18 protein-coding genes are annotated in these 19257 nt (G+C 72.7%); 6 read left to right on the forward strand and 12 right to left on the reverse strand.

The features are described from left to right. Nucleotides 1–122 precede the first annotated feature (122 nt). The 4 genes from AC0VYL_RS07390 to AC0VYL_RS07405 form a co-directional block, all read right to left on the reverse strand. Nucleotides 123–578: a DUF1707 SHOCT-like domain-containing protein gene (locus tag AC0VYL_RS07390; protein ID WP_475460615.1), complete on the reverse strand. Its 456-nt coding sequence runs from the start codon at nucleotides 576–578 to the stop codon at nucleotides 123–125. 124 nt (nucleotides 579–702) lie between these two features. Beyond that, complete coding sequence (locus tag AC0VYL_RS07395; RefSeq protein WP_475482676.1) at nucleotides 703–1491, reverse strand: inositol monophosphatase family protein; 789 nt, start codon at nucleotides 1489–1491, stop codon at nucleotides 703–705. Beyond that, nucleotides 1488–2528: an ATP-grasp domain-containing protein gene (locus AC0VYL_RS07400; RefSeq protein ID WP_475483484.1), complete on the reverse strand. Its 1041-nt coding sequence runs from the start codon at nucleotides 2526–2528 to the stop codon at nucleotides 1488–1490. The genes AC0VYL_RS07395 and AC0VYL_RS07400 overlap by 4 nt, the downstream gene beginning before the upstream one ends. 497 nt (nucleotides 2529–3025) lie before the next feature. Further along, nucleotides 3026–3556, reverse strand: a complete 531-nt coding sequence (locus tag AC0VYL_RS07405) for a YbhB/YbcL family Raf kinase inhibitor-like protein (RefSeq protein ID WP_475460619.1) — start codon at nucleotides 3554–3556, stop codon at nucleotides 3026–3028. 179 nt (nucleotides 3557–3735) lie between these two features. On the opposite strand from AC0VYL_RS07405, the gene AC0VYL_RS07410 reads away from it, so the two are divergent. Then, nucleotides 3736–4701 carry an LLM class F420-dependent oxidoreductase gene (locus AC0VYL_RS07410; RefSeq protein ID WP_475482677.1) on the forward strand — a complete coding sequence of 322 codons (966 nt, stop codon included), beginning with the start codon at nucleotides 3736–3738 and terminating at the stop codon, nucleotides 4699–4701. Nucleotides 4702–4761: 60 nt separating this feature from the next. Here the strand turns inward: AC0VYL_RS07410 and AC0VYL_RS07415 are convergent, their stop codons facing one another. Beyond that, entirely contained in the window at nucleotides 4762–6003 is a 1242-nt protein-coding gene (locus tag AC0VYL_RS07415) for a PucR family transcriptional regulator (RefSeq protein ID WP_475460623.1), read from the reverse strand. Between the two features lie 198 nt (nucleotides 6004–6201). Continuing rightward, the gene (locus AC0VYL_RS07420) at nucleotides 6202–7827 is read right to left on the reverse strand and encodes a bifunctional aspartate transaminase/aspartate 4-decarboxylase (protein WP_475482678.1); all 1626 of its coding nucleotides are present in this window, start codon (nucleotides 7825–7827) and stop codon (nucleotides 6202–6204) included. A gap of 267 nt (nucleotides 7828–8094) precedes the next feature. Between AC0VYL_RS07420 and AC0VYL_RS07425 the strand changes: the two genes are divergently transcribed. From AC0VYL_RS07425 to AC0VYL_RS07435, 3 genes are all read left to right on the forward strand, one after another. Next, the gene (locus tag AC0VYL_RS07425) at nucleotides 8095–8607 is read left to right on the forward strand and encodes a lumazine-binding domain protein (protein WP_475482679.1); all 513 of its coding nucleotides are present in this window, start codon (nucleotides 8095–8097) and stop codon (nucleotides 8605–8607) included. Between the two features lie 172 nt (nucleotides 8608–8779). Next, entirely contained in the window at nucleotides 8780–9103 is a 324-nt protein-coding gene (locus AC0VYL_RS07430; protein ID WP_017545306.1) for a putative quinol monooxygenase, read from the forward strand. 51 nt (nucleotides 9104–9154) lie between these two features. After that, a complete protein-coding gene (locus AC0VYL_RS07435; RefSeq protein WP_475482680.1) occupies nucleotides 9155–10204 on the forward strand; it encodes an aldo/keto reductase in 1050 nt (349 codons plus the stop codon). A gap of 25 nt (nucleotides 10205–10229) precedes the next feature. Here the strand turns inward: AC0VYL_RS07435 and AC0VYL_RS07440 are convergent, their stop codons facing one another. After that, a complete protein-coding gene (locus AC0VYL_RS07440) occupies nucleotides 10230–10460 on the reverse strand; it encodes a hypothetical protein (RefSeq protein ID WP_475482681.1) in 231 nt (76 codons plus the stop codon). A 55-nt stretch (nucleotides 10461–10515) separates the two neighbouring features. Then, nucleotides 10516–11730 carry an acyl-CoA dehydrogenase family protein gene (locus AC0VYL_RS07445; protein ID WP_475482682.1) on the reverse strand — a complete coding sequence of 405 codons (1215 nt, stop codon included), beginning with the start codon at nucleotides 11728–11730 and terminating at the stop codon, nucleotides 10516–10518. A 268-nt stretch (nucleotides 11731–11998) separates the two neighbouring features. Between AC0VYL_RS07445 and AC0VYL_RS07450 the strand changes: the two genes are divergently transcribed. Then, a complete protein-coding gene (locus AC0VYL_RS07450; protein ID WP_475482683.1) occupies nucleotides 11999–13813 on the forward strand; it encodes an AMP-dependent synthetase/ligase in 1815 nt (604 codons plus the stop codon). A gap of 55 nt (nucleotides 13814–13868) precedes the next feature. Here the strand turns inward: AC0VYL_RS07450 and AC0VYL_RS07455 are convergent, their stop codons facing one another. Beyond that, nucleotides 13869–14717: a TIGR03620 family F420-dependent LLM class oxidoreductase gene (locus tag AC0VYL_RS07455; protein ID WP_475460637.1), complete on the reverse strand. Its 849-nt coding sequence runs from the start codon at nucleotides 14715–14717 to the stop codon at nucleotides 13869–13871. Between the two features lie 173 nt (nucleotides 14718–14890). Between AC0VYL_RS07455 and AC0VYL_RS07460 the strand changes: the two genes are divergently transcribed. Further along, nucleotides 14891–15685, forward strand: coding sequence for a winged helix-turn-helix domain-containing protein (locus AC0VYL_RS07460; protein ID WP_475460639.1), 795 nt, complete (start codon nucleotides 14891–14893; stop codon nucleotides 15683–15685). A 52-nt stretch (nucleotides 15686–15737) separates the two neighbouring features. On the opposite strand, the gene AC0VYL_RS07465 is transcribed toward AC0VYL_RS07460, so the two are convergent. Genes AC0VYL_RS07465 through AC0VYL_RS07475 form a run of 3 tightly spaced genes read right to left on the reverse strand, consistent with a single transcriptional unit; the run spans nucleotide 15738 to nucleotide 19227 of the window. After that, the gene (locus AC0VYL_RS07465; RefSeq protein ID WP_475482684.1) at nucleotides 15738–16751 is read right to left on the reverse strand and encodes an ABC transporter permease; all 1014 of its coding nucleotides are present in this window, start codon (nucleotides 16749–16751) and stop codon (nucleotides 15738–15740) included. Continuing rightward, complete coding sequence (locus AC0VYL_RS07470) at nucleotides 16748–17710, reverse strand: ABC transporter permease (protein WP_475482685.1); 963 nt, start codon at nucleotides 17708–17710, stop codon at nucleotides 16748–16750. The genes AC0VYL_RS07465 and AC0VYL_RS07470 overlap by 4 nt, the downstream gene beginning before the upstream one ends. Continuing rightward, the gene (locus tag AC0VYL_RS07475) at nucleotides 17707–19227 is read right to left on the reverse strand and encodes a sugar ABC transporter ATP-binding protein (RefSeq protein WP_475482686.1); all 1521 of its coding nucleotides are present in this window, start codon (nucleotides 19225–19227) and stop codon (nucleotides 17707–17709) included. Before AC0VYL_RS07475 ends, AC0VYL_RS07470 begins: the two co-directional genes overlap by 4 nt. Nucleotides 19228–19257: the final 30 nt, after the last annotated feature.

Raw genomic sequence — 19257 nt, forward strand, 5'->3', positions numbered from 1 at the left:
TCCGGGTGGGGTCGTGACCGCGCGCAGCCTGGACACGGTGGGGCCGAGACCGCGCCGCGGCTGCATCCGGGCGAGGTAGAGACCCGGCCGCAACTCCGTAGACGACGGTGGCGACCGCCGGGTCAGGGAGGGGTCTCCTCGCTGGGCCATATGGCGGAGGCCAGCAGGACCGCGGCCCAGATGCCCAGGGGTACCAGGGGCCAGTACGGAACCAGCTCGCCGCCGAGCAGGCTGGCCACGCCCCAGACCCCGGTCAGTGCTCCGGCCACGCCCAGCCACCAGCGCCACTCCTCGCCCCACTCCTCCCAGGGCACCAGCCCACCGGCCGGTTCGGGGTCGGGGCGACGCTCGCGGTGGACTCTCGGCGGCGGCACCGGGATCTCGGGTTCGGGGAGGTCGGCGGTCAGGGAGCGCAGCTCACCGACCAGGACCGAGCTCAGGGCGGCACCCACGCGGCGCTCGTACTCCTCGTGGTCCAGACGGCCCTCGGAGAACGCCACCGCGAGGCGGTCGACCGTCAGGTCCCGCTCGGTGTCCGAGGCGCGCATCTGGTTCAGCGGCAGACGTTGGGCCTCCACTTCCCACCCCCAAAGGCGCGTTGGTTTCCACACGATACGCGCCGTGTCCGGCGGGCGAAAGGGATCATGGACCCCAGTTCCAGCAGTTTGCGAACCACCTCCGGCGGGGTGGTTTCATCGCAGGTCAGAGCGCTAGCCAACGGGACACTTCGCGGCACGTGGACGGATCCGCCGCGCCCACCAGGCCGGTGTGCTCGAAGGACCCCCGATAGGTGAACCCGGAGCCGTCCAGACGGGTCAGCAGACCCCCCGTCTCGGCCAGCACCAGACCCGGCGCGGCCACGTCCCAGTCGCGCACCGGGACGTCCTTGACGAACAGCTGGGCGTCGCCCTCGGCGATCCGACAGAGCTTCAGCGCGATGCTTCCGCTCTCCAGGTACCCGCCGTAGCCGAAACGGTCGTACACGCGCCGGGCCACCCCGGAGGGCTCCGGGGTGTTGTCGGTGAGCACGCCCCGGCCGGGAGGAGCGGGCGGCTGCGGGGGCAGCGGTCTCCCGTCGCGCCGGGCGCCCCGCCCGCGCACGGCCGTGTAGAGGGTCCCCCGCTCGGGGGCGAAGACCGCCGCCACCTCGGGGCGCCCCCCGACGACCAGAGCCGCCTGGGTCACGTAGCCGTCGAACCCGTGGACGTAGCTGGCCGTCCCGTCGATGGGGTCGATCAGCCAGTACCGGGGCGGGCGGTCCCGGGTGAGCGACCCCGGGTCCTCCTCACTCACCACCGGGATACCGGCGTCGATCACGTTGAGCCGCAGGGAGAGCGCCCGGTGCGCCCTGGCGTCCGCCTGGGCCTTGAACTGGCTCCCCTCCCACACGCCGTCCCGCGCGGCCGGGTCCGAACGCCAGGCGCGCAGCAGCCCGCCGACCTCCGTGACCGCGGTCGCCAGCGCCTCCGACAGCTCCCGCCGTCCGCTCATCGGACCCGCACCGGGACCGTGGCGGGCCGCTCACCCGAGGGCGCCGCTCCGGGCGGGGCGAACCCCTCGACCGGGGAGATCCCGTGGGAGGCGAACCGCTCCTCGGACATGAACTCGTCGGTCCAGCGCCGCACCATCGTGACCCCCTCCCGCCACTCGTCGGTGAGCCGGGGGCCGCCGCACACGGCCTGTCGGAGCAGGCCGGTGATCTCGTCGACCCCGGCGGCCACGGTGAGAGCCGCGGTGGAGGAGAAGCGGGGGTTGATCTCGAAGATCCGGGGCCGTCCCCGCTCGTCCAGGCACAGCTGCACGTTGAAGGGCCCGTCCGCGCGCAGTGCGCTCTGGACGGCGTGGCAGGCACGGACGACCTCCGGGTGCCGCCGGGTGACCGCGTACCTGGTGACGCCCTGCTTGAGCAGGACCTCCTTGGGCACCACCGCCTGGACGTCGCCGTCCCGCCACACCACGACGGACACGGTGTACTCGGGGCCGGTGACGCGTTCCTGCACGATCAGCTCGTCGGCCGCGTATTCGCTCTCCGCGACCACGCGGCCCAGGTCGCGGGCCGACTCGACCACCCGCACGCCCCGACTGCCGCGACCGCGGCGGGGCTTGACGATCAGCCCGCCCGGGGAGCGGTCGGCGGCGCCGGTCGGCCACTCTGAGGCGAGCCAGGTGCGGGGGACCCCGATCCCGGCGTCCTCCAGTCGGCGCATGAGGGCGTACTTGTCCAGGCAGGTGGTGACGAACCCCGGGCGGGGCAGCAGGACGGCGACGCCGTCCTCGGCGAGGTCGGCCGCCCGGACCAGCTCCTCGTCCACCAGCGGAACCACGGCGGCGGCCGCCTCCTCGGCGCACAGGGCCCTCATCCGGGGGAGGAAGGCCTCGCTGTCCCCCGGCGGGACCAGGCGGCCCCGGTCGGCCAGGTACAGGCCGGGCGCGGCCGGGTCCACGTCGGTGGCCACCACCCGGAAACCGTTCTCACGCAGGTGAAGGATGGTACCGGGTGTGGGGGCGGAGCCCGCCGTCGTCACCACGACGGTCGGTTTCCTCGAAGTCTGCTGTGGCACCGGCTGAACCCTTCCGAGCGAGATTCGAGTGGGCCGGGGGATGGATCGAGCCTAGACGCGGGAGTGCCCCCGGGGCCCGGGAATGGCCGGATGCGGTTGCCAGGACAACCGAACGGGTCGCTCGCGCGTGTACTCACTGGCCCCGGGAGGAAGGGCAGAGGGCGGGTGACGCGCTCGGTGCGTCACCCGCCCTCCGGCGACGGGGGTTCCCTAGGGAGTGTTTTTTGGATGCTTTCGCCGGTGGCGGCGGAGCCGCCACCGATGCGAGCGGCCGTCGCCCCTACTGTGCGCTGCTACGCAAGCTCCGCAGTGTCGCACAGCGGGGGCCCGCCCGGGTTTGGCTGTCCGAGCTTCATCGGCGCAGCGAGAGGCAGCCTGGTGGTAACGCGAGGACACAGCGCCGAAGGCGTCCGTTGAGGGTGGTGGCGGGCGACGGGCGGGAGGAATGATCCAAAAAACACGACCTAGTCCTGCTCGTACGTGGGCGTGATGACCGCGCGGCCGATCGCGTGCGAGAACAGGTTGAACCCGAGGAACGCCGGGCTCGCGGCGGCGTCGATGCCCAGGGTCGGGACGTCCACGGCGTGCACCGCGAACATGTACCGGTGGGGACCGTGCCCGGCGGGCGGGGCGGCACCGATGTAGCGGTGGCTCCCGGCGTCGTTGCGCAGGGTCACGGCCTGTTCCGGCAGACCGGAACCGTTGCCCGCGTCCGTCGCCAACTCGGTCACGTCGGCGGGGATGTCGCAGACCGCCCAGTGCCAGAACCCGCTCGCGGTGGGCGCGTCCGGGTCGAAGCAGGTGACGGCGAAGCTCCGGGTCCCCTCGGGGAACCCGCTCCAGGACAGGTGCGGGGAGACGTCCACGCCCCCGGCACCCATGATCCCGCTGACCTGCGCCCGGGGCAGGCCCTGGCCGTCCTTGACGTCGTCGCTGGTGACGGTGAACGCGTCGACGACGGGCAGGAAGTCGTAGGGAGAGGGTGGCTTGGCCACGGGGATGGCCTCCTTTGTTCTCGGTGTCGTCCGTTCCGGCCCGCCGCTGGCGGGCCCTGTTCCGAACATACGCCTCGGCGGGCACGGGCGCGGTCTTCTGCGCGGAGGCCCGCGGGGGTACGGTCGTGCCACACCGGGCCGAATCCGGTTCGGTTCGCACACCGACCCATGGAGCCGACATGACCGACCGCTGGGGCATCACCGTTCCCTTCGAGGGCGTCCCCCTGGCCGACCAGCGCCCGCTCTTCGAGGCCCTCCCCGACCTCGGCTACACCGACGCGTGGTCGTCCGAGGCCAACGGCACCGACGCGTTCACCCCGCTGGCGCTGGCCAGCGTGTGGGCGCCGAGGCTGCGGCTGGGCACCGCGATCGTGCCCGCCTACACACGGGGCCCCGCCACCCTCGCGATGAGCGCCGCCACGATGGCCGCCGCCGCACCCGGCCGGTTCGTCCTGGGGGTGGGCACTTCCTCGAACGTGATCGTGGAGCGTTGGAACTCCCTGCCCTTCGAGGAGCCCTACAAGAGGGTCCGCGACACCGTGCGCTTCCTACGCGAGGCGATGACCGGCCGGAAGGTCAGGGCGGACTACGACACCTTCTCCGTCCAGGGGTTCACGCTCGGCGCCGTTCCCGAGCAGGCCCCGCCCGTCCTGGTCGCCGCCCTGCGCCCGGGCATGCTGCGCCTGGCGGGCCGCGAGGCCGACGGCGCCATCCTCAACTGGCTGTCCGCCGAGGACGTGCGCACCGTCGCCCCGATCGTGCGCGAGTTCGGCGACGACAAGGAAATAGTGGCGCGGATCTTCGCCGTGCCCGACACGGACCCCGAGACCGCGCGGGGGATCGGCCGCTGGGCGATCTCGGCGTACCTGAACGTGCCCGTCTACCGGGCCTTCCACGAGTGGCTGGGCCGCGACGAGCTCGGTCCCATGTGGCGGGCGTGGGAGGAGGGGGACCGCAAGGGGGCGCTCGCGGCGATCCCGGACTCGGTGGTGGACGACCTCGTCGTGCACGGACCGGCCGCGTACTGCCGTGAGCGGATCGGCGCCTACGCCGAGGCGGGGGTGGACACCCCGGTGATCGCCCCGATCGGCCCGCCCGGCACGGACCCGGCCGAGGTGGTACGGGCCCTGGCTCCCCGGGGCTGAGCTCCGGGATGTTCCCCGCGCCCTATCGCGCGGGGAACATCCCGACTGTTCGGTATGCCCTCACTCCAGGGGCCCCAGCAGCCTGCGGGCCCGCAGCACCAGTTCCAACTCGAAGCGCGCGCCGGGCTCGCGGAGCCGGGCGCCGAACAGCTCCTCCAGCTGCCGCATCCGGTACCGCACGGTCTGCGGGTGGATACGCAGCCGCTCCGCCGCCTCGTTGGCGTTGAACCCCGACTCCAACCACGCCAGCAGGGTGTCGGCCATACGCTCCCGCTGCGGTTCCCGCATCCCGGCGAGCGGCGCCAACCGCGTCCGGGCCAGCTCCGCCACCAGCGCCGTGTCCCGTGAGAGCAGCAGCTCCGGCAGGTGGTCGCTCCACCGCAGCACCCCTCGCCCGGACACCACCCCGGCCCGTGCCAGCTCGGCCAGCTCACGCGCGCGTGCCAGCGACGCCGGGGCCTCGTCCAGGGGCACGGTCGGACCCAGCACCGCGCGGTACCCGCGTAGGGAACGCTCCAACGACCTCAGCCTGCCCGGGCCCTCGGGGTCGGGCACCAGCGCGCACGGCTCCAGCCGGTCCAGGTCCACCAGCACGTCCGACGGCGGTGTCGGCGTGCCGGTCGATCCCTCCTGGTGCAGCAGTGCCACGGCCACCCGCTCGGGCACCCGCCACCGCGCCGCCCGCGCCAGGGTCGCCACCGCCCTCGCCTCCGGCTCCGTCCCGGACTCGGCCAGCAGCACGTCCAGCAGCCGGGACCGGCGCCGCCGCAGCGCCTCCACACCCGCGCCCCGCACCTGGGCGTGGCCCTCGGCGGCGGCCGTGGAGATCTCCTCCTGGAACGCGAAGAGCGCCTCGCCCAGGGCGGCCATCTGGTCCCGGTCGATCGAGTCGGCCCCCGCCAGGCGGCGCCACGCCACCGCAGCAGACGTGCGCATCCCGGTGTGCAGGCACTCCAGGGTGCGCCCCTGCCGGGCCTCCCCGGCACCGAACGCGCGGAACGTCCGCCCGATCGCCCCGGGGCCCTCGGAGTCGGGGCCGTCCTCCGTGCCCGCGTGGCGCACGGACCCCGATCCGTCCTCGATCCGGTCCAGGAAGGCGTGCGCGGCGGCGGCGATCACCGTCCGGACCGACTCCACGTGCGCGGGTTCCAACGTCTGGGAATGGGCCTCGGCCCGGCGCCGGACGGCCTCCACGGCCTCCTCCGTCAGGTGCGGCACCAGGGGGCGGAGCCTGCTTCCCAGGGCGGGGGGAAGGTCCGCGACGAGAGCGCCGCGGGCGCCGTCCCGTAGTCGGTACGTCATGTCACCTCCGGCACGGGCGCACGCGCCGGACCGGCACCGCGCTCGCCGGAGCGTGCGCCGAACCGTCGGTGGCACGCCCGCGCGTGCTCTGTGCGCCAGTGGATACCGTGATGCCGGTCACCCTCTCCCATATCACCAGAGGTCGCCCCCGGGGACAAGCCCCGGTTCCGGGGGAACGTGCCGCCGCCACCCGGGGCCTCACGTACGACCGGTGGCCTCCGTGTAGCTCCGGTGGTACTCCTCACCGATCTCCCTGAGCACGCGGCCGATCCGTTCGTAGGCCTCGTGGTCGAGGTTGGCCAGGCTGATCCGCACCGACCACTCCGGCCCGTCGAACCCGCCGCCGTTGAGCAGCACCACGCCGTCCTCCCGGGCCAGACGCAGGACCGGGTCCACCGGTTCGTGGTTCGCGCGGATCCACGCGGCGAACTCGCCTCCCCAGTGGCGTTCGGCCCAGGCCAGCAGGTCGAGTTCGACGTAGTAGCCCGCGCGCCGGGGGTCCTCGGGCAGGGGTGCCCCCAACCCCTCGGCCAGCGCCGCGAGCCGTCGCCCCAGGACGCTCATGACCGGTGCGCGGTACTCCTCGTCGGCGTGGGTGAGCGCGAAGAGGGCGAACAGCGCCATCTGCACCTGCTGGGGAGTGGACAGCCCGGCGGTGTGGTTCAGCGCCACCGACCGGCTGTCGGCCACCATGCGGTCGACGAACCGCATCCCCGGCACGTCCAGCGACAGCGGGGAGTAGCGCCGCTGCACGGCCTCGGCGTCCTCGCCGTCCAGGCGGGCGATCAGGTCGTCCACGACGTTGTCCGGTTGGAGGGCGATCACCCCCAGCCGCCACCCGGTCGCCCCGAAGTACTTCGAGAACGAGTACACGCCGAGGGTGTTGCGCGGGCACACCTCCAACAACGAGGTGAAGCCGCGCACGAACGTGCCGTACACGTCGTCCGTGACGATCACCAGGTCGCGGTTGCGGCGCTCCACGATGTCGCGGACACGCTCCAGCGAGCGCTCGGACAGTGCCTCCGAGGGCGGGTTGCTCGGGTTGACCACGCACAGCAGCCGCACCGACGGGTCGGCCAGCCTGTCCAGCTCGGCGTCGTCGTAGTCCCAGGTGTGGAAGTCGCCCTCGGTGCCGCGTGAGGCGGCGACCTCCACCACGTCGAAGCCGTAGCGGTCCAGGCGGGGGATCTCCAGGTAGGGCGCGAAGATCGGCGTCATCAGCGCGATCCGGTCGCCCCGCCGCAGGACCCGGTTGGCCTGGAGGGAGTCGAAGACGTAGCACATGGCGGCGGTGCCGCCCTCGACCGCGAACAGGTCGTAGGGGGTCTCCGGGGCGCGGTCGCCCATCGCCCGGACCAGGTACTCGTGCACCGACTCCGCCACGAACGGCAGCACGCGGCCGGGCACCGGGTAGTCGTCACCGATGACGCCGTCGACCAGTTCGTGCAGGACCTCGTCGCGGCGGTGGTCCTCGACCCGGTCGAGGACGCGGCGGAGCAGGTCCGCGCCGGGCTCGCCCGCGTTCTGGTCGAGGAACAGCAGGAGGCGTTCCCCGACTCCCTCGGCCGCGGGCATCCCCGCGACGGCGGGCCACTCGTTCCAGGTGCGGCGGCACTCCAGCATCGCGAACCGGCCCAGCAGGAAGAACGCCTCACGGGGCGGGGCCGCGGTCCAGTTCGGGTTCCCGCGCCCGGCGTTGAGCATGGCGTGGGCGCTCTTGTGCGAGGACTCCCCGGCCAGGTCCATCAGGTGGTCCCTGAGCTCGAAGGGGCTCAGCCCCTCCAGCCCGCGCTGGATCGCGCGGTCGTCGTCGGGGTTGGTCATGGGACCCCTTCCGGTCGGCTCCCCGGAGTGAGCGCGCTCGTTCGCCGTGCCGGAACGGGCTGCCCGGCGCGGGGTCAAGCCGAACCCGCACCCACGTCCGTGCTTCGCCTGGTCAGGGGAGCGCGCGTGAACCGGGTGCGCGCACACGTGGTCATCAAACAGGTGAATGCGGTAACAATGGTGCGTCCCGGAAGCGTCGACGGCGCCGACCTTCCCCCGAAGTCCGCCGTCGGTCCTCCCCGCCCGTCCACGGAAGGCGACCCCCCCATGCGACGCTCCCTGCTGTGTGCTGCCGTGCCCCTGTTCCTCGCGCTGACCGCCTGCTCGGGAGGGGACGAGGCCCCCGCCGAGGAGACCGCCGAGGAGGCGGCCCAGGAGGACGGCCAGGGCACCACCGAACCCAGCGAGGAGGACACCGCCGAGGCCACCGACGCCGCCCGCACCGTGGCCGAGGGGTTCGTGGCCGCGTTGGTCGCCGGGGACGGCGAGCTGGCCTGCACCTTCGCGGACGAGAGCGCCCAGGCGGCGATCGTCGGCCAGGGTGACGACGGCCAGGACTGCGTGGCGGCCTTCCCCGACTACGTCGCCGGGTTGCCCGGAGCCGAGGAGATCGAGGTCGGTGAGATCACCGTGAGCACCGACCTGAACGGGGAGACCCTGGTCGCCAACGTCGAGATGGTCCACCCCGAGGAGACCCTCGGCTCCCTGGAGGTGCGCGAGGTCTCCAACGACGAGTGGCGCGCCACCCGCCTGCCCGGCACCACCCTCGGCGGCGCCTGAGCACCGACGGCCGCTCCCCGCGTGCGGTGTCGGCCACGGACCCGGGTGAGGGGACGAACACCTCCGGTGCCCGGGCCGTCGCGGCCCCGACCCTCCGCGCTCTGGGAGAGTGGTCGACCAAGGGGCGCGGTACGACCGCGCGCCCCGTGGCACACATCGAAGGAGATGCGGGATGATCCTGATCGTCGTCAAGTTCCGGACCAAACCGGAGGCCGTCGACGGCTTCCTCGACGCGGTCGCCGACTTCACCGCGGCCACCCGCGCCGAGCCGGGCAACCTGTGGTTCGAGTGGTCCCGCAGCGTCGAGCGCGACGACGAGTTCGTGCTCGTCGAGGCGTTCAAGGACGGTGCCGCCGAGGCCCACGTCAACAGTGACCACTTCCGCGCCGGGCTGGCCTCGATGAAGCCGCTGCTGAAGGAGACCCCGCTGATCGTCAGCCGCGTGGTCGACGGCGAGGGCTGGGACCGGATGGGCGAGCTGACGATCGACGAGTAGCGTCGACGCTGTTCGACGGTGGCTGGAACCAGGTGGAAGGGGAGCGGAAGTTTGGGCACGTACGTGGCGGACGACGACCGGTACGACTCTCTGGAGTACCGGACCTGCGGCAGGAGCGGGCTGAACCTGCCCAGGCTGTCGTTGGGACTGTGGCAGAACTTCGGTGACGACCGGGACCTGGAGGGGCAGCGCCGCATCCTGCGCCGCGCCTTCGACCTCGGCGTCTTCCACTTCGACCTGGCCAACAACTACGGCCCGCCGCCGGGCAGCGCGGAGACCAACCTCGGCCGCGCCCTGGCGAAGGACCTCGGCCCCTACCGCGACGAACTGGTGATCACCACCAAGGCCGGGTGGGTGATGGGGCCGGGTCCGCACCAGCGGGGCGGTTCACGCAAGTACCTCCTGTCGTCGCTGGACCGCTCCCTCGCCCGGATGGGCCTCGACTACGTCGACGTCTTCTACAGCCACCGGCCGGACCCGGACACCCCGCTGGAGGAGACCATGCTGGCCCTCCACCACGCGGTGGTGTCCGGGCGGGCCCTGTACGCGGGGATCTCCTCCTACGGTCCGTCGCTCACCCGTCGGGCCGCGGCGATCATGCGCGACCTCGGCACGCCGCTGATCGTGCACCAGCCCTCGTACTCGATGCTCAACCGCTGGGTCGAGGACGGTCTGTTGGAGGCCGCGTCGGACGAGGGCATGGGTGTGGTCGCCTTCTCGCCGCTGGCACAGGGGCTGCTCACGTCCCGCTACCTCGGCGGTGAGGTGCCCTCGGACTCCCGGGCGGGGGTGGGGCGGCCCAGCTGGCGGGAGAACATGCTGACCGAGGAGGTGCTCGGTCGGGCCCGGGCGCTCAACCAGATCGCCGCCGAGCGCGGTCAGACCCTCGCCCAGATGGCCATCTCCTGGGTCCTGCGGGACCAGGGGCCGCGCACGGTCACCACCGCGTTGGTCGGCGCCTCCAGCGTGGAGCAGTTGGAGCAGAACCTCCGGGCGGTGGAGAACACGGAGTTCTCCCAGGAGGAGCTGCGTGACATCGACCGCTGGGCGGTCGACTCCGACGTCAACATCTGGTGGGGCGCCACCGCCTCCAAGGAGTAGGCCGCCGCCGGGGCGGGCCCCGGGCCTACCGGTCGTCGCCGGGTCGGTCCCGGGATCCGTCCCGTTCCCCGACCTCCTCGGACCGGTCCCCATCGGTCGGATCGGTCCCGTCGGGGACCTGCTTCCAGTAGTCGGGAGAGCGGACGGCCTTCTCCGCCTGGCGCTGGACGATCCTGAAGATCCCCAGCACCAGGAAGATGACGGCGACGGGTACGGCGATGCCGACCAGGACTCCGAGTGCGGGCCATGCGAACACCGGCCTCACCTCCTCGTCCCCATCCTCCCCGCTCACCAGCGGGTTCACCCTCGCGTCAGCGGATCGGCAGGCCGGTGACGGTGCGGCCGATGATGAGTTTCTGGATCTCGCTGGCGCCCTCGAAGATGGTGAAGATGGAGGCGTCGCGGTGCCAGCGTTCCACGGGGTAGTCCCGGGTGTAGCCGTTGCCGCCGAGGATGCGCAGGGAGTTCTGGGTGACGTAGGTGGCGGTCTCGGAGGCGTAGAGCTTGCTCATGGAGCCCTCGGCGTTGGTGAAGTCCTTGCCGTTGCGCGCCATCCAGGCGGCTCGCCATACCAGCAACCGGGCGGCGTCGATCCGGGTGGCCATGTCGGCCAGGAGGAAGGCCACGCCCTGGTTGTCCCCGATCGGCCTGCCGAACTGCTCGCGCTGGACGGAGTAGTCCCGGGCGTACTCGTACGCGGCGCGGGCGCAGCCCACGGCCATCGCGCCCACGGTCGGACGGGTCGCCTCGAAGGTCTTCATGGCGGCCTGGCCCTTGGAGCGCCTGCCCTCCTTTGCGCGGGCGATCCGCTCGTCCAGTTTCTCCTTGCCGCCGATCAGGCAGGAGCCGGGGACGCGCACGTCGTCCAGGACGACCTCGGCGGTGTGTGAGGCGCGGATGCCGTGCTTGGCGAACTTCTGGCCCTGGGACAGGCCGGGGGTGTTCGGCGGGATGATGAACGAGGCCTGCCCGCGCGAGCCCAGCTCGGGCTCGACCGAGGCGATCACCACGTGGACGTGGGCGATACCGCCGTTGGTGGCCCAGGTCTTGACGCCGTTGATCACCCACTCGTCCTTGGCCTGGTCGTAGACCGCGCGGGTGCGGATGGCGGAGACGTCGGAACCGGCGTCGGGTTCGGAAGCACAGAACGCGGCGACCCTGACGTCGTCGGGGGTACCGAACATCTGCGGCGCCCACTCACCGATCTGCTCGGGCGTGCCGGTCTTGCTCAGGGAGGCGGCGGCCAGGCCGGTGCCCATGATGGCCAGGCCGATCCCGGAGTCGCCCCAGAACAGCTCCTCGATGGTGACGGCCATGCCGAGGCCGCTCTCCTCGAAGGCCTGGGTGGCGAAGAAGTCCAGCGAGTACAGGCCGATCTTGGCGGCCTCCTGGATGATCGGCCAGGGGGTCTCCTCCCGCTCGTCCCACTCGGCGGCGGCGGGGCGGATGACGTCGGCGGCGAACCCGTGGGCCCAGTCCCGGACGTCGCTGATCTCTTCGGGAAGCTGGAGGGAGAAGTCGGGCACGGAGTGGCTCCTTGGGGGTCACGCGGGGACACGGGGGCGGGGCTCTGGGTGTTACCAGTGGTTACCCCGATGAATATTACTTATCAGTAGCATTCGGCTCCCGGGGGAGGTCGAGCGGGGGGTGGTCCGGGATGGCCCGCCGCACCCGTTTCGGGCCGGCCCTATCAGGGGAAAGCGCCTCTTCGCCGCCCTTTCCGGGGATAGGCGGACTGCTAGGCTCTCGTGTGTTCTGGATCACATATACGAGGAAGCTGCCCCAGGAGCACACATGACCTCCGCCCCCGGCACCGCGGACGATCCCACGAACCGCACCCTCCCCGAACTCCTCCTGCGCAACGCACGCGAGCACCCCGAACGCCCCGCCCTGTCCTGGCGCGAACCCGGCGCCACCGCCTGGACCACCCTCACCTGGGAACAGGCGCGCGAGGCCGTCGCCGCCCTGGCCGAGGGGTACGCCGCCCTCGGCGTCCGGTCCGGCGACCACGTCCTGCTCATGATGGGCAACCGGCCCGAGCACTGGCTCTCCGACCTCGCCCTGGTCCACGCCGGGGCGGTCCCCACCACCGTCTACTCCACCGCCGCCCCCGAACAGATCGGCTACGTCTGCCGCCACAGCCGTGCCCGCCTCGCCGTGGTGGAGGACCCCGACGTCGCAGCCCACTGGGAGAAGCTCCTCGACGACCCCGGCACCGCGCTCGAAACCCTCGTGGTGCTGGACCGGCCCGATCCCGGACGCGGCCACACCCCCTACGACGGACTGACCGACACCGTGCCCTCCGGCGCCTCCGACCGCTGGCGGGACCTCACCCCCGACCACCTGGTCACCGTCGTCTACACCTCCGGCACCACCGGGGACCCCAAGGGGGCCGCCATCACCCACCGGCAGGTCATCGCACAGGCGACCGCCCTCGACGCCGCCGTGGACCTGCCGGAGCACCCCAGCCACGTCTGCTACCTCCCGCTCGCCCACATCGCGGAACGGCTGCTCAGCCTCTACCTGCCGCTCTTCCGCGTCTCACACGTCTGGATGTGCGCCGACCCCGCCGCTCTCGCCGGTGCCCTGCCCGAGATCCGGCCCCCGCACTTCGTGGGGGTGCCGCGCGTGTGGGAGAAGCTGGCCACCGGCGTCCGCGCCTCCCTCGCCGCCCTGCCCGAGGAGATCGCCGCCGTCGTCGGGACGGCCCGGGAGGTGGCCGGCGACTACCACCGCCACAGGGAACGCGGCGAGGAGGTCCCCGCCGAACTGGAGGAGCGCTACCGGGAGGTCCACGCCGCCGTGCTCACCCCGTTGCTCGCACGGCTGGGCCTGGACCGGGTGCTCCTGGCCTCCAGCGCCTCAGCGCCCATGCCGGTGGACGTGCTGCGCTTCTGGGCGTCCCTGGGAGTGGCCGTCATGGACGTGTGGGGGCTCACCGAGTCCGTGGGCGTGGCCACGCTCAACACCCCGGAGGACGGGCGCAACCGGCTCGGCTCCGTGGGCCGCCCGATCGGGGGCATCGAGGTACGGCTGGCCGACGACGGAGAGGTGCACCTGCGTGGGCGCTCGGTCTTCGAGGGCTACCTCCAACCGGACGGGACGGTCAGCCCCGCCACGGACGAGGAGGGCTGGTTCGCCACCGGCGACGTGGGCCGGGTCGACGAGGACGGCTTCCTGTGGATCACCGACCGCAAGAAGGAGATCATCGTGACCTCGGGCGGCAAGAACATCCCGCCCGTCCTGGTGGAGAACACCCTCAAGGAGCACCCGTTGGTCGGCCAGGCCCTTGTGCACGGCGACGCCCGCCCCTACCTGGTGGCGCTGCTCGTCCTCGACGCGGAGATGACGCCGCTGTGGGCGGGCGAACGCGGGCTGGACGCCGAGGGCGCGGGGCTGGTCGAGCACCCCGAGGTACTGGCGGAGATCAAGCGCGCGGTGGCGGCCGCCAACGCCCGGCTCAGCCGTCCCGAGCAGGTCAAGCGGTACCGGCTGCTGGCGGGGGAGTGGGGGCCGGGCACCGGTGAGCTCACCCCCTCGCTCAAGCTCCGCCGCCGTGTGGTCGAGGAGCGCTACGCGGAGGAGGTGGCCGCCCTCTACCGGGACTGAGCCGAGGGCGCCCCGACCGGGCCGGGTACCGCCGCGCGACCCGGCCCGGAACGGGTCAGGAGGCCAGCGCCGGGGCCAGCCGGGAGAGGGAGCCGAGCAGGCCGGACTCGCCGGGGATCGCCTGCGCCACCACGTGGTCGGCCCCGGCGTCCAGGTGCGCCCGCAGCGCCGCCGCCACCCGGTCCGCGTCGCCCTGCGCGACCAGGTCGTCGATCAGGAGGTCACTGCCCTCGTCGGCGAGGTCCAGCACGGTGTACCCCAGCCGCTCCAGGTTGGCCGCGTAGTTGCGCATGCCGAGGTAGAACGACATCCCCCGGCGGGCCTCCTCCCGCGTCCGCGCGCGGTCGGCGCCCAGCACCAGCTTGTGCTCGGTGGCGAGGAGGGGCCCGTCCCCGAGCACGCCCCGGGCGAACCGGGTGTAGGCCGGGGTGACCAGGTAGGGGTGGGCGCCCGCCGCCCGCTCGGCGCTCAGCGCGAGCATCCGCGGGCCCAGCGCCGCCAGCACCCTCCGGTCGGCGGGGACGCCCTCGCGGTCGAGCACGTCCAGGTAGTCCTCCATCCCCTGGAGAGGCCGGACCGCCTCGGGCCCGTTGAGCTCCCGGTGGCCGGCCCCGATCCCCAACAGGAACCGTCCCGGGTAGGCGGACTCCAGGCGCGCGAAGGCGTCCGCGACCTCCTCCGCCGGGGCCGCCCAGATGTTCACGATCCCCGTGGCCACCGCCAGCCGCGACGTCGCGGCCAGAGCCGTGGCCGCCGGTTCCAGATCGGCCGGGGTGGAACCGCCGAGCCACACGGCGCCGAACCCCAGGCGCTCGATCTCGGCGGCGACGTCCTCGTCGAGGTCCTGGTGGCGCAGCCAGACGCCGTACCTGCCCAGGTCGACCGGTGTCGCGTTCAGACCCATGGATACTCCTCGGTGAGCTCGGTGATCCCGGCGGTGCCGCCACCAACCTACGGCGGCGCGGGGCGGAGGTCGCGGACCCGCGCCCTCCGCGCCCGTCGGGGCCCGCGCAGTATCCTGCGGGGGCGGGCCCCGACCCCCGGGGGCTTCTCCTCTGACCCCCTGGAGACGGCGAGATGAGCGTGCACCTGTTCCCGGTCGACGACTTCGACCTGGTCGTCACGGTCCAACAGGACTACGAGAGCGACACTCCCATGGACACCCACCACCTGAGCCCGGGGGAGACCCGGACCTTCGGGCGCGGCGGCCGCGACCGCGACGTGGACATGAGGCTCGGAGCCGGGGACCGGGCGGTGCACCGGCACGCCGGGGACATCACCTCACACGGGGACCACTGGAGGATCAGCAACCTCAGCCCCAACAAGTCCTACATCGTGGAGAACACCGAGCGGTCGGCCGGGTACGTCCAGGTCCAGCCGAACACCCACGGCATGGTGGTGCCCTTCGAGACCTCCCGGGTGCGCATCCCAGGAGCGACGGGCGAGCACAGCTTCCTGGTGATGGCCCCGGCGGCGTGCAGCGCCGTCCTCTCCCCCAGGGGCGCCTCCGACGAGGACGGGTGGGCGGACACCACCAGCGAACGCACCGAGGCCAACAGCTTCCGGATGGACCGGTGGCACACCTACTACCGCGTCCTGGTCGCCTTCTGCGAACCCCGGCTGCGCGGCCTCTCCCCGCCGGTCCCGACCCAGAACCAGGTGGCGCAGCGCCTGGGGATCGGCACCGCGGCCGTGAACGCCCAGGTGAACTACCTCCTCAAGGACAAGTTCAAGGTCGAGCTGGAGGGCGGCGGCCAGGGTCAGGGATGGCGGTCCCAGGTCCTCATCGACAAGGCGCTCCACTTCGGCGTGGTCACCGTACGGGACCTGCGTCTGCTCGACGACCAGAGCGGCCCCAGGACCCCCGCGTAGTGTCCGCCGTCCCAGGGCGCGGAACGGCGGACGCCACGCGCGCGCCGACCGCTCAGCCGGGATCGCGGCCCCGGCTGAGGCGCCGCTGCACCAGCACCACGGTGATCAGGAACAGGCCGCTGACCACCTCCTGGAACGCCGAGGTCAGGGAACCGACGGCGTTGATGACGTTCTGGATGACGCCCAGCAGCAGGACCCCCACCAGGGTGCTGCCGACGAACCCGTAACCGCCGGTCAGCAGGGTCCCGCCGATCACCACCGCCGAGATCGCCTGGAGTTCCGTGCCGATCCCGAAGATCGTCACGCCCGAGCCCAGCCACACCGCGTTCAGCGCCCCCGCCGTGCCCGCGCACAGGCCCGAGAACGTGTACACCGCGATCCGGGTCCGCGCCACCGGCACGCCCATCAGCGCGGCGGTCCGCTCGTTCCCGCCCACCGCGTACACGTGCTGGCCGACCGTGGTGCGGCGCAGCACCAGGCCGCCCACCATGAACACCGCCACCACCAGCAGGAACGGGTACCCGAGCACCCCGAACAGCTTCCCGTGCACCAGCGCCGACAGGGCCAGCCCGTCCGGCACCAGGTAGGTGGTGTTGCCCTCGTCGGACACCGACAGCATCAGCCCCCACGCGCCCAGCATGGTCGCGAGGGTGGTGATGAACGGGGCCAGCCGCGCCCGCGCGATCAGCACCCCGTTGAGCAGCCCGATCAGACCGCACACCGCCAGCGGCACCGCCATCAGCGCCAGCTCCCCGTACCGTGAGGCCCACGCGGCCAGCACCCCGCCGAGCGCGAACACCGTGCCCACCGACAGGTCGATCCCGCCGGTGATGATCACGAACGTCATCCCCAGTGCGATGACCGCCAGGAACGACGCGCTCACGGCGATCCGGTTCAGGTTGCCCAGGGCCAGGAAACCGTCCAGGCTCGCCCCGGCCACCGCCACCACCAGCAACAGCACCACCAGGGCGCCGTGCCGCGCGGCCAGCTCACGCCAGGGGACACCGCCCCGGGCCGCCTCCCGGACGCCCACGCGCGGCCCCGCCCCGTCCACGGTGGTCCTCATGTCCTCCCCCGATCCCTTGCCAGGTAGACGGCCCCGATGATCACGGCCGTCTGCGCCATCTGCGTCCACGACGGCGGCAGGTCGTGCTTGATGAGCGTGGCCACCAGCAGCTGCATCAGCACCGCCCCCGCCACCGTCCCGGCGATCCGCACCCGCCCGCCGGTCAACGGGGTGCCGCCGACCACCACGGCGGTGATCGCCGACAGTTCGATCAGCACGCCCACCGAGTTCGGGTCGGCGGCCTGCAACCGGGCGGTCACCAGGACCCCGGCCACCGCCGCCAGGGCGCCGCTCAGCGCGTACACGCCGAGCAGCACCCGCCGCACCGGAAGCCCGGACAGCTTCGCCGCCCGCCGGTTGCCGCCCACCGCCACCAGCCGTCGGCCGAACACGCTCCGGCGCACCAGGAACGCCACCGCCGCCACCAGCAGTGCGGCGATCCACACCACGTAGGGGACGGCGAGGAACGACCCCGAACCCAGTTCCCGCAGGTCCGGGTTGCGAACACCGTCCAACTGCGGCAGCAGCACGAGGGCCAGCCCCCGCCCGCCGATCATCATCGCGAGGGTCACGATGATCGCCTGGACACCGGCGAAGGCCACCAGCACACCGTTGGCCGCCCCGGCGAGCGCGCCCACGCCCACCGCCACCAGCACGGCCACGAGCGGCCCGTACCCCAGGTACAGCGAGATCATCGCGGCGGACAGCGCCATCACCGAACCCACACTGAGGTCGATGCCGCCGGTCGCGATCACCAGCGCCATGCCCAGGGCCACGATCAGCACCGGGGCGACCTGCACGGCCTGCGTGCGGAAGTTCTCGAAGGACAGGAAGTGCGGCGTGAACGCCACGTTGAACAGCACGACCAGCGCCACGCCCACGTACACGCCGTAGTCCCGCATCCACAGCAGGACCCGTTCACGGTCCACGCGGGGTCGCCCGAGCAGGGAGTCGTTCACCGCTCCCCACCGCCCCGGGCGATCGCGGACAGCAGGGCGCCCTCGGTGACCTCGTCACCGACCAGCTCGCCCACCACGGCGCCGTCCCTGAGCACCACCACCCGGTCGGCGCCCTCCACCAGCTCCTCCAGGTCCGAGGACACGAGCAGCACCCCCAGGCCCTCCTCGGCCAGTTCGTCCACCAACCGCTGCACCTCCGCCTTGGCGCCCACGTCGATCCCGCGCGTGGGCTCGTCGAGCAGCAGCACCCTCGGTTCGAGCGCCAGCCACCGGGCCAGCAGCACCTTCTGCTGGTTGCCGCCGGACAGCTCCTCCACCTTCTGGTGCGGCCCCACCGCCTTGATCCGCAGGCGCCGCATGAACCGCTCCACCACCCGGTCGATCGCCCGCTCGGACACCAGCCCGAACCGGCTCAGCCCCGGCATGGCGGCGAGCGCGATGTTCTCCCGGATGGACAGGCCGGGAACGACGCCCTCGTGCTTGCGGTCCTCCGGCAGCAGACTCACCCCGGCCCGGATCGCGGCCGCCGTGGACCCCGTCCGCAGCGGGACACCCACCACCGAGACACGGCCCTCGTCCAGCGGAAGCGCGCCCGCGATCGCCTTCACGGTCTCGGTGCGGCCCGAGCCCAGCAGGCCGCCGAGCCCCACGACCTCGCCCGGGCGCACGGTCAGCGACACGTCGTGCAGCTGGTGCCGGGCACCCAACCCCTCGGCCTCCAGCGCGGGCGTCCCCGACCACGCCTCGCGGCCCCCGGAGAACGTGGTGGCGCCCTCGCGCTCCACCCGCTCCATGTCCCGCCCCAACATCAGCGACACCAGCCGCAGCCGTTCCAGGCCGGCCATCGCGCCCAGGTGCACCAGACGCCCGTCCCGCAGCACGGTCACCCGGTCGCACACCCGGTACAGCTCGTCGAGGCGGTGGCTCACGTAGACCACCGCCACGCCCTCCTCACGCAGCCGTTCGATCACCCCGAAGAGCGTCTCGACCTCGCGCGGCTCCAGCGACGACGTCGGCTCGTCCATGACCACCACGCGGGCCCGCGCCGACACCGCCCGCGCCAGCGCCACCATCTGCCGGGCGCCCATGGACAGGGTCCCCAGCGGACGGCGCACGTCCACGTCCACGCCGTAGTCCCCGAGCGTCCGGGCGGCGTCGCGGTGCATCCGGGCGAAGTCGATCAGCCCGAACCGCTTCGGCTCACGCCCCAGGTACAGGTTGCGCGCCACGCTCAGCAGCGGCAGGAGGTCGACCTCCTGGTAGATGGTGGCGATCCCCTCCCGCTGCGCGTGCAGGGGCGTGGCGAACCGGGCGGGCTCCCCGTGGTGGCGCAGCTCGCCCTGGTCGGGCCGGTACACCCCGGTCAGCACCTTGATCAGGGTGGACTTGCCCGCGCCGTTCTCTCCGACCAGCGCGTGCGCCTCGCCCGGAAGCAGCTCGAAGTCCACCCCGTCCAACGCCAGGACGCCCGGGAACCGCTTGGTCAGCCCGCGGGTCTCCAGGACCGGAACGGTCACCGTCCCACCCCCTCCGCGCGCCCGGGCGCC

It is taken from the genome of Nocardiopsis sp. iso_238, from assembly GCF_056173325.1.